This is a genomic window from Cryobacterium lyxosi, assembly GCF_004403345.1.
Taxonomy (GTDB): Bacteria; Actinomycetota; Actinomycetes; order Actinomycetales; family Microbacteriaceae; genus Cryobacterium; species Cryobacterium lyxosi.
Genome location: NZ_SOGT01000005.1, coordinates 48252 through 63204, shown reverse-complemented (window position 1 = coordinate 63204; position 14953 = coordinate 48252). Strand labels below are relative to the sequence as shown.

The 14953-nt window shown below is 61.4% G+C and carries 12 protein-coding genes; 11 read left to right on the top strand and 1 reads right to left on the bottom strand.

Translation table 11 applies throughout. The annotated features are described in order from the left end of the window. Positions 1-619 precede the first annotated feature (619 nt). The 3 genes from E3T27_RS04225 to chrA all read left to right on the top strand — a co-directional run bounded on the left by E3T27_RS04225 (position 620) and on the right by chrA (position 4835). Positions 620-1093: a MarR family winged helix-turn-helix transcriptional regulator gene (locus E3T27_RS04225; protein ID WP_134571684.1), complete on the top strand. Its 474-nt coding sequence runs from the start codon at positions 620-622 to the stop codon at positions 1091-1093. A gap of 186 nt (positions 1094-1279) precedes the next feature. Further along, entirely contained in the window at positions 1280-3388 is a 2109-nt protein-coding gene (locus tag E3T27_RS04220; RefSeq protein WP_134571683.1) for a transglycosylase domain-containing protein, read from the top strand. A 247-nt stretch (positions 3389-3635) separates the two neighbouring features. Then, positions 3636-4835: a chromate efflux transporter gene (gene chrA / locus E3T27_RS04215; protein ID WP_420898039.1), complete on the top strand. Its 1200-nt coding sequence runs from the start codon at positions 3636-3638 to the stop codon at positions 4833-4835. Between the two features lie 137 nt (positions 4836-4972). On the opposite strand, the gene E3T27_RS04210 is transcribed toward chrA, so the two are convergent. Continuing rightward, positions 4973-5683 carry a TetR/AcrR family transcriptional regulator gene (locus E3T27_RS04210; protein WP_104196096.1) on the bottom strand — a complete coding sequence of 237 codons (711 nt, stop codon included), beginning with the start codon at positions 5681-5683 and terminating at the stop codon, positions 4973-4975. Positions 5684-5957: 274 nt separating this feature from the next. On the opposite strand from E3T27_RS04210, the gene E3T27_RS04205 reads away from it, so the two are divergent. From E3T27_RS04205 to E3T27_RS04170, 8 genes are all read left to right on the top strand, one after another. After that, positions 5958-7583 carry a class I adenylate-forming enzyme family protein gene (locus tag E3T27_RS04205; RefSeq protein ID WP_134571681.1) on the top strand — a complete coding sequence of 542 codons (1626 nt, stop codon included), beginning with the start codon at positions 5958-5960 and terminating at the stop codon, positions 7581-7583. Next, the gene (locus E3T27_RS04200; RefSeq protein WP_104196098.1) at positions 7580-8362 is read left to right on the top strand and encodes an SDR family oxidoreductase; all 783 of its coding nucleotides are present in this window, start codon (positions 7580-7582) and stop codon (positions 8360-8362) included. Before E3T27_RS04205 ends, E3T27_RS04200 begins: the two co-directional genes overlap by 4 nt. Positions 8363-8404: 42 nt before the next feature. Continuing rightward, the gene (locus tag E3T27_RS04195; RefSeq protein ID WP_104196099.1) at positions 8405-9718 is read left to right on the top strand and encodes an acyl-CoA dehydrogenase family protein; all 1314 of its coding nucleotides are present in this window, start codon (positions 8405-8407) and stop codon (positions 9716-9718) included. Further along, complete coding sequence (locus E3T27_RS04190; protein ID WP_198416476.1) at positions 9718-10818, top strand: phosphotransferase family protein; 1101 nt, start codon at positions 9718-9720, stop codon at positions 10816-10818. Before E3T27_RS04195 ends, E3T27_RS04190 begins: the two co-directional genes overlap by 1 nt. A gap of 45 nt (positions 10819-10863) precedes the next feature. After that, positions 10864-12048, top strand: coding sequence for a thiolase family protein (locus tag E3T27_RS04185; RefSeq protein ID WP_134571679.1), 1185 nt, complete (start codon positions 10864-10866; stop codon positions 12046-12048). Further along, entirely contained in the window at positions 12045-12209 is a 165-nt protein-coding gene (locus E3T27_RS17280; protein ID WP_134571678.1) for a 3-hydroxyacyl-CoA dehydrogenase NAD-binding domain-containing protein, read from the top strand. Before E3T27_RS04185 ends, E3T27_RS17280 begins: the two co-directional genes overlap by 4 nt. A 76-nt stretch (positions 12210-12285) precedes the next feature. Beyond that, positions 12286-13596, top strand: a complete 1311-nt coding sequence (locus tag E3T27_RS04175; protein ID WP_134571677.1) for an MFS transporter — start codon at positions 12286-12288, stop codon at positions 13594-13596. 189 nt (positions 13597-13785) lie between these two features. Continuing rightward, entirely contained in the window at positions 13786-14934 is a 1149-nt protein-coding gene (locus E3T27_RS04170; protein WP_198416475.1) for an FAD-binding domain-containing protein, read from the top strand. Positions 14935-14953 lie beyond the last annotated feature (19 nt).

The following is a 14953-nucleotide window of genomic DNA, read 5'->3' as shown; positions in this document are numbered from 1 at the left end:
TCACTGTTTCTTCTCCAACTACAACTCCTGCCTCCGTGCCGGGACGATAGGCAACGCGACGGGACGGTGAAAACACCAGCGATCTACGAACGGGTACCGAGGCGGTCGAATCACCCCGCGCCACGTCGCGGGCGTCACTCGGTTGCGCGGTCCATGGTCAGCGCCGTTCACGACGTACCAATCCACCGTTCCAGATTCTTGTCGTCCTCGCCAGCCATGGGCCCTCAAGCCCGAATTCACTTGGAATGACGGGTTTTGTTCGAGAACGAGTTGGACAATTCCGCAAGGACGCCACAGGCTGGCCGAAAGCGCCGTCCCGCACAGGATCGCCATTACGAACGCTCTTTTGACTGCCGTCGGCGGCGGTATTCACCAGCTCGTTGGCGGGCCCGTGGACCTGTCGGCACGGGAGTTTGCTCTGACCCGCTGCATGACTTCACTTTTCTTCGCCTGGCGCTTCGGAATTGAAATTATTTCCTGAGATTCAGATTCGTCGAAGCCAGTCTCCGTTCGGGTGATTACCCCGTGGCGTTGGAGTTCATATTGGGTGCCAACCCGCCATAAATGTATGCTTGCAATTGTTGCGGGTTTGCAACTATTGCATGAGACGAAGGTTTAAGTGATTCCTGACGAAGATTTCGATGCTCGCGCGGCGGACGCCGCGTTGACAGCTTCTCGTGCGCTGATGGGTGTGGTGGCTCGATCTGTCGCAGGTGTCCTGGAGATCATGACGTTGCCCCAGTTTCGTGTTCTCGTGCTGTTGGACACCTCGGGGGCCCTCCGGATGGGCGTCCTGGGCGAAGCCATCGGCGTCCTTCCCTCCACGTTGAGCCGGGCAATCGATCGCATTGTCGAAGCTGGTTGGGTGAGGCGCACGACCAGACCAGCTAGTCGACGTGAGGTACTCATTGAACTCACGCCAGCAGGACAAAACCTTGTCACTCATGCCCTGGAGCAGCGCCGCGACAACATTGCCGAAATCCTGTCCGTCTTGTCGCCCGACCAAAAGTCCGCAATTGTTTCTGCATTTGAACTCTTTGCCGGGGCCGCCGGGGAAACCTCGTCGAAAGAATTGTTGATCCTTGGCATCTAGCACGATAGACGCTCTCCCAAGACTCCAACCCTCACAGGTTGGACCGTGACCCCCGCGTTGCGCGTGCGAGCGATTGAGGCGCACTCATGCCGTTTTGTCTACTAGCGGATCCATGAGGTAGCGATAATTTTAGACATCAATGTCACTGTCCCCACGAAAACAGGAGGCACGTCCCTAGGCGCATTCATGAGGTTTGTCGGGATGAGTGTCGTCGCCGGCGTCCTCGTGACGGCGGGTATGGCGCCGGTGGTCGCGTTGGCCGGCGTGAGCGCGACGCACACCATCACGGTCCTTGACAGCCTGCCGGGCTATCTGGGAATCGAGCAGCTCTCGCAAAAGAGCAACATTTATGCCACCCAGGACGATGGCACCCCCGTACTGCTTGCGTCGTTCTACGACCAGAATCGGGTCGAGGTTGAATCGGATGCCATCAGTCAATTTGTGAAAGACGCCGCGGTCTCGGGTGAGGATCCTCGTTTCTTCGAGCACAACGGTATTGATATTCAGGGCACGCTGCGCGCGGTTGTGAGCAACACATTTAGCGATTCGCTGCGGGGAGGATCATCGATCACTCAGCAGTATGTCAAGAACGTTCTCGTGCAGAAATGCGAAGTCATCGCCGAGCAGGAGCAGAGCGACCTGTGCTACACGGCGGCCACGGAGATCACCGCCGAGCGCAAACTTCGCGAAATGCGCTTCGCGATCGCCGTGGAGAAGAAGTACGACAAGGCGGACATTCTTCGCCAGTACCTCAACATCACGGGCTTCGGTGGCACGGTCTACGGTATTGAGGCAGCGGCCAATCATTATTTCAACACGACAGCGGCGGCAGTGACTCTGCCGCAGGCCGCAAGCCTCGTGGCGATCGTGAACAACCCACGAAAGTTCCAGCTCGATATACCGGACAGTGTCACCAATGGCGCCGCCAACGACTATGCCGCCAATAAGATGCGCCGCGATTATATTCTCGGGGAAATGCTTGCCGAGGAGAAGATCTCCGCCGCCCAGTACGAGGCAGCGGTCGCCACGGTGATCGCCCCGGTCATCACTGCGCCCAGTACCGGCTGCGCTACGGCCGGCGCCAACGCCTACTTCTGCGACTATGTCGTGCACGCACTTCAGACCGACCCCACTTTTGGTGAAGACGAAGAAACGCGGCTGCTTAATTTTCGCCGTGGTGGGTACGACGTGTACACCACGCTGGACCTGGATCTGCAGGGTGCGGCCGTGACAACCATGAACGAAAACGTTCCCAAGATCTCCGACGCGGGAGACGTGGGTGCCGTCATTTCCAGTGTTCAGGTCGGCACCGGTAGGGTGCTCGCCATGACCCAGAACAAGGACTACAGCCAGGATCCGGCCGTGCTGAATTCCGGGACCAACTACAGTGCCATCAACTACAATACCGACCGTGCCGCCGGGGGCTCGAGCGGTTTTCGGCCCGGTTCCACCTACAAAGTATTCACGCTGGCCGAATGGCTCAGCGAGGGGCATTCCCTCAACGAGCGCGTTGATTCTGAGCGCACATCGCACTGGGGCGCTTTCCAAGACAGTTGCCGGGGTACGCAGCGTTACCCCGGGTGGAACCCCCGCAACGACTCATTGAATCAAAATAGATCCAATTACAGCGCTCTCGAATCGACCATCAATTCCTACAACACCGGGTACCTGGGCATGGCGAAAGAGCTGGATCTGTGCGGTATCCGCAAGACCGCAGAGGCCTTCGACGTGCACCGCGCCGACGGCAACCCACTTCGCCAGGGAGCCAGTTCCGTGCTCGGCACCAACGAAATCGCGCCCCTGACCATGGCCGTCGCCTTCGCCGGTATCGCCAACGACGGGGTGACCTGCTCACCGGTCGTCGTCGATCGAATCGTGGCCGCCGATGGCACCGAACTGCCCGTTCCGGAATCCGAGTGCAGCGCATCGGTTGAGCCCGTAGTATCGGGCGCCATGGCCTACGCCATGCAGCGCGTGATGAGCGAGGGCACCGCCCGCTCGTCGTATTACCGAACCAGTCCCCGCGTTCCGATGATCGGCAAAACCGGAACCACGGGTGGCGCAGCGGATACCTGGATGAGTGGCGCGAGCACCGAGGTGGCAACCGTGGCCGGTGTCGTGAGCGTCACGGGCTCCCTCGACCAACGCTCCATGTACTTCGACAGCGGATACGCCGCTACGGCCCGCCATCGGATGTGGCCTGACGTCATGTCCGTCGCCAATGCGAAGTATGGCGGAGACGACTTCGCTGACGGATCCCCCAGTGCTCTCCGCACGCGTCGCACCTCGAACTGAGTCCGGGAGGCTCGGCAGCCGCTCTACCGTCTTGTCTCCCCTGGGAGATAAGGCACTTGGGTTTCGAGACACTATATTTCGCTTTTATCGAGTCGTCGCTTCAGCGCAGAGGGTGGTCGGCTCGTTAACCTCAACGTGCGACACTCTGCCTGTGGCCAGAAAAGTAACTGACGAACAAACTACTAGCCAGACTGAGCGAGAAGTGGGCAAAGCAATACCCTTCGAGGGCGGCACGGCTGACCATCGCTTGCGCGGGAGCGTCTGGGAGGTCTTTTGGGTATTTCTGAGAATGGGACTGACGTCCTTCGGCGGCCCAGCGGCACATCTCGGATATTTTCGCGGGGAATTAGTCCAACGCCGCAGATGGCTGAGCGACAGCGATTACGCAGACCTGGTCGCGCTCGGCCAATTCCTCCCCGGCCCCGCGTCGAGCCAGGTCGGATTCGGCTTGGGACTCTTCCGAGCAGGTCCGTTCGGCGCTATCGCCGCATTCCTCGCTTTCACTCTGCCCTCCGCCGTCTTGATGGTCGCTTTCGCGTACGGCGCGAGCGCATTCCAAGGCGTAGTCGGTTCCGGAATTATCCGTGGGCTCACGATCGTCGCCGTTGCGATTGTCGCTCAGGCTGTCTGGGGAATGGCACGAACTCTCACACCCGATCCCGCCCGCGCATCCATCGCAGTGATTGCCGCTCTGGGCGTACTTCTGCTTGCGGGCTCGATGGGGCAGATCATCGCTCTTCTGGTGGGCGCGTGTGCTGGCCTGATTTTTTGCCGTGCCGGCGCCGGCGCCGTGACAGAAATGATCCGATTCCCGGTCTCCCGCGTCGCCGGATGGATCTGCCTCTCACTCTTCGTGATCCTGCTTGTCGTATTGCCACCCTTGGCTGCCGCGACGAAATGGGGGGCTATCGATTTGTTTGACGCGTTCTACCGGGCCGGAGCGTTGGTGTTTGGCGGTGGTCATGTTGTGCTGCCGCTGTTGCAAGCCGGGGTCATGGATACCGGGTGGGTTTCGCCGGATCAATTCCTCACTGGATACAGTGCGGCGCAGGCATTGCCCGGTCCTTTGTTCACATTCGCGGCGTATCTCGGAACCCTCTCAACCGTGGGTCCTGGCGGTATCGCAGGCGCTACTCTCGCTCTTACCGGTGTGTTCCTCCCCGGACTGCTTCTCCTGATCGGGGTAATCCCGTTCTGGAATGCGTTCCGATTGCGAGCATGGGCCCAAGCGCTCATGCGCGGCGCGAACGCTGCTGTTGTCGGCGTCCTCGCCGCAGCGCTGTACGACCCCGTCTTCACCACCGCGATTACTGGTCCTGCCCCGTTCGTCCTGGCTCTTATATGTTTCGTGCTACTCATCACCTGGCGCACACCGGCCTGGGCTGTCGTAGCCGTCGGTGCTGCCGGTGGGATAGCGCTTACTTTTTTGCCCGGAGGCGTACTCTGAGGCGGCGACGATCTCTGCGGCAATAGGGTCGTTTTGCCCGGTGTCGATATCAGGACTGCCGACGCCTCGAACACCCCCGCCGAACGCTTCAATGAGCTGCCGATCACTGAATAGATCACCCAGCGTTGCAACGACCCCTAGAAACCATCGCGGTCTGGCCTGCCTCGTTCATCTGTTCGCACAGGTATGGGCGCCGTGGGGGGGCTCTGTCTTCGAGAACCTGAGCCAACCCCCAACGTCATCCGGGCGATGTTGGCGTATCGAACGGCCAGCTCTTCGGGCGAAAGCTCACCGTCACGGCGGTACCACTGTGCAATACCAGTACACATAGTCACGATGGCTCGACTGGTGTCTTTGGGGTGCTCAGCGTCAAAGATCCCCTCGCGCATACCCTGATTGATAATGTCGTCCACCATCTGCTGCTGCTTATCGCGGGATGTGATGTGCGCCAATCGCGACTCGCCTTCCAGGCTTCGGATCTCACTAGCAGCAATGAAGGCGAGCTCACTGCGATGAGCGTGAAAGAGCGCCAGACATTCGATCAGAAGTCGAAACTGTTCCTCCACTGAGGAACCTGCCTCCGCTACGGCGTCTTCGCTCCTGACCAGTAAATCCTGCATCGCGAACTGCACGATCGCCACCAGCAGCGCCTGCTTGGAGGCGTAGTGGTGATAGAGGCCCGGTACGGAGAGCTTGGCCCGAGCGGCCACAGTGCGAATCGTCGTGCCGTGATAGCCGTGCTCCACAAAGCTATCCAAAGCCGCTTGTAGCAGGGGTGGCAGAGTGTTGTCGGAGTATTTGCGCCATACGGCTTCATCCCCGACTCTCTTCGCAGTCTCAACTTTCACGAATACTCCTTCACCTGTTGACGCCTGATTGCCATTGTCTGTCTTGACAGATGATGACGTCTACTCCAGACTAACTCCTACCGAGCGATCGCTCGGTAGGAGTTAGTAAAGTCAATTCCGGCGACGATGCCGGAGAGGGGCGGCTGTCGTGACTCGTTCATCTGTGACCAATCGTTGTGAAATCGGCTCTTTCGTCCAGGGTCGTCCTGGGATCAACGCCGTAGAAGATTCTCAGACCGCACCAGACGTGCTCAGCCGGGAAGTACGTGCAGGGATGCGGTACGAGTCCACCGTAGAGGCGTGGAAGGCCCGCGTCGCCGGCAACCCTGAGCGCGTCGCCCTTCGCTACTTCGATGGCTGGATGACGGCCGCCCAAGTCGACCGCGCCTCCGACGCTCTCGCCGTAGCGCTCGTGGCCCGCGGCACAATTCGCGGTGCCCGGGTCGGCATCTACCTCCAGAACACCCCGCACTATGCGCTCGCCCTGCTGGCCCTCTGGAAATTGGGAGCGACGGCGCTGTTGCTGAATCCCATGTACAAACGTCGCGAGCTGCGACGCCTCGTTGACGACTCGGGTGCCATCGGTGTTATTTGTGCCGATACGGCTGAGTTGGAAACTCGCCAAACGCTAGCCGGAAGCACGGTTTGCTGGCTCATCACTACCTCTGCACGTGACTTCCAGACGCGAAACGATCCGCGCAGTTGTGACATGACAGCACGCCCAGCGGCTTCAACTGACGGGGACGTCGCCGCTCTGATTCGCGAATTCGACGGCTTGCGACCCGCTGACATTGCGCTGACCCGCGACGACGTGGCGCTCTTGACCTATACCTCGGGCACGACCGGCCCGCCAAAGGGCGCCATGAACACCCACGAAAACGTCTTAGCCGTCGCCACGACGTTTGGCCGCTTTGCACGGCTGGCCCCCGGTGACATCGTCATGGCCGTGGCCCCACTATTTCATATCACTGGCGCCGTGATTAACGCTGCGATCTCGCTGTTCACCGACACAACCCTGGTTTTCACGGGCCGCTTCGACCCCGATATCGTCTTGGAGGCCTTTGCCGAGCATCGGGTCAGCTTTACCATCGGCTCGATTACCGTGTTCAACGCGATTTTGGCGCTTCCGCATGCCAGTGCCAGCCATTTTGCCTCCGTCAAGACTCTGTACTCCGGTGGGGCCCCAATCCCGCCGGCTACCGTGGAGCGCTTCCACAAGCGCTTCGGCGTCTACATCTACAACGCCTATGGATTAACCGAAAGCACGTCCGGTGTGATTGCCGTTCCGCCCTGTGCCACAGCGCCCGTCGACGCCTCCAGCGGCACCCTGTCTATCGGCATTCCATTACCGCACGTTGTAGCCAGAGTCATCGATCCGAACGGTCACCCCGTTCCACCGGGTACTCAGGGCGAGCTGGAATTATCTGGCCCCCAGATCATCCCGGGTTACTGGAATAATCCGGATGCCACCGCCCACGCAATGCCCGAGGGCAGGTTCCGCACCGGCGACGTGGCCATCATCGACACACAAGGCTGGATTTATCTGGTGGACCGGCTGAAAGACCAGATCAACGTCTCCGGGTACAAGGTCTGGCCCCGCGAAGTCGAGGACACGCTGTATGAACATCCCGCAGTCCATGAGGCCGCCGTGATCGGCCAGTCGGATGAGTACCGCGGCGAAACAGTCGTCGCTTTCGTCTCCCTGAAATCAGGTGTATTGGTCACTCCAGCCGAACTCATCGCATTCACCAAAGAGCGTCTCGCAGCTTACAAGTACCCCCGCATCGTGCACATCGTCGACGACCTACCTAAGACACAGACCGGAAAAATTCGCCGCCAGGAGCTCCGTGATGAAAACACGGCAGCCCAGGGCGTACTGCACCCGAAAGAGAAATTATGAGCGAGCAATCCGTGCAAGCGCACCGCCTTGAGGGCAAGACGGCCATCGTCACGGGTGCCAGTCGCGGGATCGGGCTGGCCATCGCCTTGCGACTGGTGGCCGAGGGCGCCCAGGTCTGTATCACCGCCCGTAACGCCGAGGCGTTACACGATGCGGCCGCCCAGTTTCCGAAAGGATCCGTAATCCCGCTCGCCGGCAAAGCCCACGATCCGGACCACCGCCTCGAAGTTCTCAATGCTGTCGCCGAAACATTCGGCCAGCTGGACGTCCTCGTCAACAATGCGGGCATCAACCCCGTCTACGGTTCGGTGATGGATCTCGACCTTGCCGCCGCGCGCAAGATCACCGAGGTGAACGTCTTCGGTACCCTGGCCTGGATTCAGGATGCTTATCGCCACGTTGCCCTGGATTTCGCCGGCCGCGGCGGCACCGTGATCAACGTGTCTTCGGTCACCGGGCAGACACCGGCACCCGGCATCGGTTTCTATGGCGTGACCAAGGCCGCCATTGCACATCTGACCCGCACCCTCGCCGTTGAAATGGGACCGAAGATACGGGTGAATGCGGTTGCACCGGCGGTTGTCAAGACGCAATTCGCCCAGGCCCTCTACGAAGGCAAGGAGGCGGAAGTCGCCGCGAGATATCCCCTGGGCCGCCTCGGCAATCCAGAGGATATTGCCGCCACCGTTGCCTTTCTCGCGTCCTCAGATTCGGCCTGGATCACCGGCCAGGTCATCAACCTCGACGGCGGCCTGCTTGCAGCCGGCGGCACCGCTTAACACGCCACTCATCGGCCCCCGGCCGCGGAAGGAAATAGAACAATGAGCACCGAGTCACTGCCCGCCGACATCGAAGATTTGCGCATCCGCACCCGCGAATTCATCCGCAGCACGGTTATTCCCGCTGAGCCGCGGCCGGGCGAGCGCCTGGCCCAGTCCACCCGCGACCGACTACAGGCGGCAGCGAAGGCCGCCAATGTCTTCGCTCCGCACGTACCTCAGGAATTCGGCGGCCAGGGCGTCCCCATCCAGCACTGGTCCGCGATCTTTCAAGAGGCCGGATATTCCCCGATCGGCGCGTCCGCGCTCAACTGCATGGCGCCGGACGAGGGCAATATGCACATGCTGAACCTGATCGCCACGGAGGCGCAGAAACAGCGCTACCTTGTGCCCCTGGCCGCCGGCACGTCACGGTCCTGCTTCGGAATGACCGAACCACACCCTGGCGCCGGTTCAGATCCGGCCGCCCTGCTCACCGAGGCCACAAAGGTCGACGGCGGATGGTCCATCAATGGTCACAAACGATTCACCAGCGGCGCCGACGGCGCAGCCTTCTGCATCGTGATGGCCCACACCGAGGCCGTCGAAGACGCCCCGACCGGTGCCACCATGTTTCTGGTCGATTTCGACAACCCAGGCATCCGGCTCGGTGAAAACATCCACACCATGGACCGTGCCATCGCTGGCGGCCATCCCCACATTTATCTTGAAGACTGCTTTGTAGCGGATGACGCGGTACTGGGGGCCGTCGGGCTCGGCTTCACATATGCCCAAGTGCGCCTCGGCCCAGCACGTCTCACCCACTGCATGCGCTGGCTCGGACTGGCCCGGCGCTCGCTGGACATTGCCCTGGACCGAATCGAGCGCCGCGAAATGTTCGGCTCCCCGATGAAGAACCTGGGCCTTGCCCAGGAACTGATCGCCCAGTCCGTGATCGACATCGAAACCTCCGACGCCATCATCGATAAGACCGCCGCGCTGCTCGAAACGGATCCACGGGCCGGATCCGCGATGTCCTCCATCGCAAAGGTGCACTGCTCGGAGGCGATCTTCCGGGTGGTCGACCGCGCCATCCAGCTCTGCGGTGGCGACGGGGTTTCGGACGGGCTTCCCCTGGCTGCCTACCTAAACGAGGTGCGACCGTTTCGGATTTACGACGGCGCCAACGAGACCCACAAATGGGCCATTTCCCGGCGCGCATCGGCGGCGCGAAAGCGAGCCGTCGACGAAGGAGAGCCGTACCTGGCCGACGTGCACGGCTCCGATCTGCACAGCTCCGATCAGCACGGCGCTGCCGCGGGCAGTACCGACCTGCACGCCACTGATCTCGACACCGCGCTGGCAGGAATCCGGTGATGCGCACCATGCCCGACGGTGTCGAAGTCGTCGCCAACTACGCCGACGCAGCGCGGCTGGGTTTGCCGCCGCTTCTCATTCTCGACGCAGTCGAAGAGTTCATGGATGCCAAAGGGCTCGGTATCGGGCCGCTGTCCTGGTGTCGAATCGGTGACGGGCAGTCCAATGTCACCTACCGTCTCCAGCGCGGCACCGAGGTGTTTGTGTTGCGCCGCGGCCCCCGTCCGCCCCTGCCGCGATCCACCCACGACATGGTTCGTGAGGCTCGGATCCAACAGCTGGTCAGAAAACAGGGGGTGCCGGTTCCCGAAATTCTCGCAATTTGTAACGACGAGTCGCTTCTCGGCGTTCCCTTCTACATCATGTCTTTCCTCGGCGGCACCGTTATCACCGATCGAATCCCTGACTACCTCAGCACCACGGCGCAGCGCAAGGCGACCAGCGCCGCCGTTGTCGACACCCTGGTTCAGCTACATCAGGTGGATGTTTCCGCTGGAGAACTGGCCGCGTTCGGACGCCCGGAAGGCTACCTGAAGCGACAGGTCCAGCGATTTTCCGCCCTGTGGGAGGTGAACACCACCCGGAATCTGCCCGAGGTCGTCAGCATCGGCGGCTGGCTGGAACGCAATATTCCCACCAGCCAGGCCGCCACGGTGATCCACGGTGACTTCCGGGTTGGCAACCTGATGTTCGAACCGTCGTCCCCGGCACGCGTGATGGCCATCCTGGACTGGGAAATGGCCACAGTGGGTGACCCGTTGGCGGATCTCGGTTATCTCACGGCAACCTATTCGGAACCGGGAAGTTTTTCTACGCCGCTCGAATTGACCACAGTGACCCGCGAACCCGGATACCTCACCCGCGAACAGCTCATTTCGCGGTACCGCGAGCGGATGCATGTGGACTTGGACGTGCTGCCCTGGTACCAGACGCTGGCGCTGTGGAAAGCATCCATCTTCTGCGAGGCCATTTACACCCGCTGGCTCAAGGGTGAACGACCGGGCGACACCGGCTTCGGCCCCTCGTTGGAAGAAGGTATCCCGAGGCTGCTGGACGGTGCCCGGCAATTTGCCGGCGTCGGGTCGACCGTCGCATCCTGAACCCTTTCACGCCATTGCCCGGCACGTCAGAGAAACGAGATTGCAGTGTCACAGCAGAAGATAGTCATCGTTGACGGAGCCAGAACGCCCGTCGGGAAATACAACGGGGCCCTGGCGGCCGTGCCAGCACACCAGCTGGGCGCCATTGCTGCGGCCGAGGCAATGGCACGCAGCGGCGTTGCCGCGGACGACATCGACGAGGTCATCATGGGCTGCGTCGGCCAAGCCGGTGCGGATGCCTACAACGCCCGCCGCGTCGCTCTGGCAGCCGGCGTGCCCGAGCGCACCCCCGCCTTCACCGTGAACAGGCTCTGCGGTAGCGGACTGCAGGCCATCTGGTCGGCTGCGCAGCAGCTGCGCTGGGGTGGAGCCGACGTTATCCTGGCCGGCGGCGATGAATCGATGTCCCGGATGCCCTTCCTGGATTACAACGCCCGCGGCAATGCCCGGCTGGGCGACCGCACCCAGGTGGACGGCACGCTGGCCATGCTCATCGACCCGTTCAGCGAAAAACATATGGGTGTCACGGCCGAAAATGTGGCAAAAAAATACGGGGTGTCTCGGCGGGAGCAGGATGAGTTTGCCTGCGAAAGCCAACGCCGAGCAGGCACCGCGGAAGCTCAGGCGGTATTTCTTGCGGAAATCACACCGGTTCTGGTTCCGGGGAAGAAGCCGGTGACGGTGACCGTCGATGAGGCGCCGCGCCCGCACACTACCCTCGAGACGCTGCAGGGGCTCCGCCCGGCGTTTCAGACGGGGGGAAGCGTAACCGCCGGCAACTCATCGGGAATCAACGATGGCGCAGCAGCCGTTATTTTGATGAAGGACAGCATAGCCCGCGACCGAGGACTCGGTGGCCTGGCCACTCTGGAATATGTCGCGACGGCCGGGATCGATCCGGCGCTGATGGGTTATGCCCCGGCCCTGGCGCTGCGAAAACTCTTTGACGAGACCGGACTCAGTCCGGCAGACATTGAGATCGTCGAGCTGAACGAAGCCTTCGCGGCCCAGTCCGTCGCCGTCATCCGCGACCTGAAACTTGATCCAGAAAAGACGAACCCCTACGGCGGGGCCATCGCTATGGGTCACCCGATCGGAGCGACCGGCGCCATTTTGACCCTCCGCGCCGCCCGGCATTTGCAGCGCACCGGCACGGAATATGGCATCGTCACGCTCTGCATCGGCGGCGGCCAGGCACTCGCCGCTCTGATCAGGAGGTACGAGGCATGACGCCCCGAACCGGAATATCAAGAATCAAAACGGTGGGTGTTGTCGGCTCGGGCGCACTGGGCCGCGGAATCGCCGAAAGCTGCCTCCGTGCGCGCCGGACGGTGCCTCTTCATGACACTTCAGCCGAAAGACCGGAGCCAGGTTCTACCCGCACGACATAATTTCCGACTTGCGACCCATCGACATCCCGCTTGGGTGCGATGACGTGAATATCTTGAGGCAAAGGAGCCTTTTCTGATGACCCAGATCGACGAGACCGACAACGACACAGCCCAAGAAGCCAGCGGCGTCACCGAACGGTCGAAACGGCGGGACCTGATCGCCAGCACTCTCGGCAACGTTCTCGAATGGTATGAGTGGAGCGCCTACGCGGTCTTTGCGCCGTTCATCGCCGCTGCTATGTTCAACCCCGAGGATCCCATCTCCGGACTCCTCTCCACCCTGGGAGTATTCGCCGTCGGCTTCCTGATGCGACCGCTCGGCGGCATCGTCTTCGGCCTGGTCGCCGACCGGCGCGGACGCAAATTCGTCCTGGTCACGACAATGCTCATGATGGCTGGCGGAAGCCTGGCCATGGCTGTGATGCCGACATATCAGAATGCCGGCGCCTGGGCGTCACTCCTGCTGCTCATGGTCAGGGTCATCCAAGGGTTTGCGCACGGCGGAGAAACCGCGACCGCTTATACCTACGTGGCCGAGATTGCGCCGCGGCGCCATCGCGGGCTCTGGGGCAGCGCCGTCTTCATCGCTATCTTCGGCGGGTCGGTATTGGCCTATGGTGTCGCCGGTGGGGTGACCAGCATCATGCCCGACGACAGTGTCGCGGCTTGGGGATGGCGCATCCCGTTCATCCTCGGCGCTTTCCTCGCCCTTGCAGCTCTTTATATGCGACGCAACATGGGTGAGAGCGAGGTCTTCGACGAACACACGACCGGCGCCGAAAAGCCGGCCCCGCTGCCGAAAGCTCAGGTTGCCCGAACAATCGTGCTGATGATCGCCATGACTTCCGGGGTGACAGCAGCCCATTACACCTGGACCTCGTACGCCTCCACCTACGCAATCACCCAGAAAGGCATGGACTCGGGTACCGCCTTCTGGATGACCCTGACGGCCCAGTTGATCGCCCTGGCAACCCTGCCGCTCTGGGGGTGGATTTCCGACCGAGTCGGTCGGCGCCCGATGATGCTGATCTTCGCCGTACTCATGATCGCGCTTTCCCTCCCCCTGACTGCCATGATCACTTCGGCGGGGTGGACGCTCCTGCTCGCCTCGGCGATCGCTTTAGTGATCGTCGCCATCCCCGGAGCTTTGCTCTCGGCCATTCTCTCCGAGAATTTTCCGACCAGAATTCGTACCCGGGCCATCGGTTTCGCCTATTCCATTTCAGTGGCCGTGTTCGGCGGCACCGCTCCCTACTTAAACGCCCTCCTCAACTCGCTGGATGTTGGCTGGCTCTCCAGCGTGTACATCATTGTTCTCTGCGCGTGCACAGGGATCGCCTGTTTCATCATGAAGGAAACGAAAGGCATCGACTTGAAAGACGCCTGATTCTGTGCTCGGCGGTGGTGAATGGTCGTGACCTCGGGGAGTGAGTACGGTTCGCGCGACACGTGCGCAGTATTTTGACCGGGCCGTGTTTCACCGCTTGATATCGGCCGGCGTTATGATGACCCGGTGATCATTGATCTTGCTGGTATCTCCGCCGAAGACGCTGTCGATCGACACCTGTCGCACCTCGTGAGTGATCGAATCAGGGCAAGTCCCGACATCCGCGGCGGCCAAACGGCGGCGGATGCTGCGCTCGCCGCGTTTGACGTGACAGGGTATGCCGCGACGCGCAACCGGGTACTTCCGGCATCGGGTCGCGGCGCCTCCCGGTTGTCGCCCTACATTCGCCACGGGTTGCTTCCTTTGCTGGAAGTCTGGAATGCAGCCGCCGGAGGTCCGGCACCGGATGTCTCCAAATTCCGTGACGAATTGTTCTGGCAGGAGTATGCCCGACATTTATATGCTCGTGTTGGCATGCACCTGCATCGCAATTTGCGGTTTGACGTTGCATGGTCGGGGGAATTTGCGCCAGCGGCCTGGCCGCGCGAAATGGCCTGCGTCGACTGGGCGCTCTCGAGTTTGGAGACGGACGGCTGGCTGGTGAACCAGTCTCGTATGTGGCTCGCCTCGCAGTACACGGTGCGATCCGGGGCAGGCTGGGTGGCCGGTCAGGAGTATTTTCATCGCCATCTGTTAGACGGTTCTCGCGCGGCCAACCTGCTCGGGTGGCAATGGACGGTTGGCGCGGGCTCCAGCAAACCCTATGGATTCGCGCGTTGGCAGGTCGAGAAACGCGCGCCTCAATTGTGTGCGGCGTGCCCCCTCAACCGCAACTGCCCGATCCAAAATTTTCCTCCAGACCGAGATCTGCACCCGGTTTTGAATCCGACTCCGCTGCTCGTGCGGGACGACGATCTTGCAACCACGCAAGGTCCCACCACGGTCGTCGAGCGCTCCACGCCGAAATCGGTCTTGCTCACGGTGGAATCGCTGGGCGATGCGGATCCCGCTCTTCTTGCGCATCCCCAGCTGCCGGCCGTCTTTATCTTTGACGAACCAGCCCTTGAAAAACTTCAGCTTTCGAGCAAAAGATTGGTATTTTTCGTCGAGACACTGCAGGACCTGGCTGCGCGGCGCGAGGTAATCGTACACCTCGGAGACCCGAGACGAATCGCTCCAGAACTCAGCGCCGCGATCACCTGGGCTCCGGTTCCGAGCTTCGAGAAATACGCCGGGACCGCGGTGGAGCTTCATCCATGGCCCTGGCTTGCCCAACCTCACGCCGGCTCTGTCCAGAGTTTTTCGGCGTGGCGCAAGAACCTCACGCGGCCGAAATAGCCTGAAAGTGCGTCACCGA

Coding starts and splice junctions, on each gene's coding strand:
- E3T27_RS04220 (WP_134571683.1), top strand. CDS start 1,280: ATGAGGTTTGTCGGGATGAGTGTCGTCGCCGGCGTCCTCGTGACGGCG.
- E3T27_RS04205 (WP_134571681.1), top strand. CDS start 5,958: ATGCGGTACGAGTCCACCGTAGAGGCGTGGAAGGCCCGCGTCGCCGGC.
- E3T27_RS04200 (WP_104196098.1), top strand. CDS start 7,580: ATGAGCGAGCAATCCGTGCAAGCGCACCGCCTTGAGGGCAAGACGGCC.
- E3T27_RS04195 (WP_104196099.1), top strand. CDS start 8,405: ATGAGCACCGAGTCACTGCCCGCCGACATCGAAGATTTGCGCATCCGC.
- E3T27_RS04190 (WP_198416476.1), top strand. CDS start 9,718: ATGCGCACCATGCCCGACGGTGTCGAAGTCGTCGCCAACTACGCCGAC.
- E3T27_RS17280 (WP_134571678.1), top strand. CDS start 12,045: ATGACGCCCCGAACCGGAATATCAAGAATCAAAACGGTGGGTGTTGTC.
- E3T27_RS04175 (WP_134571677.1), top strand. CDS start 12,286: ATGACCCAGATCGACGAGACCGACAACGACACAGCCCAAGAAGCCAGC.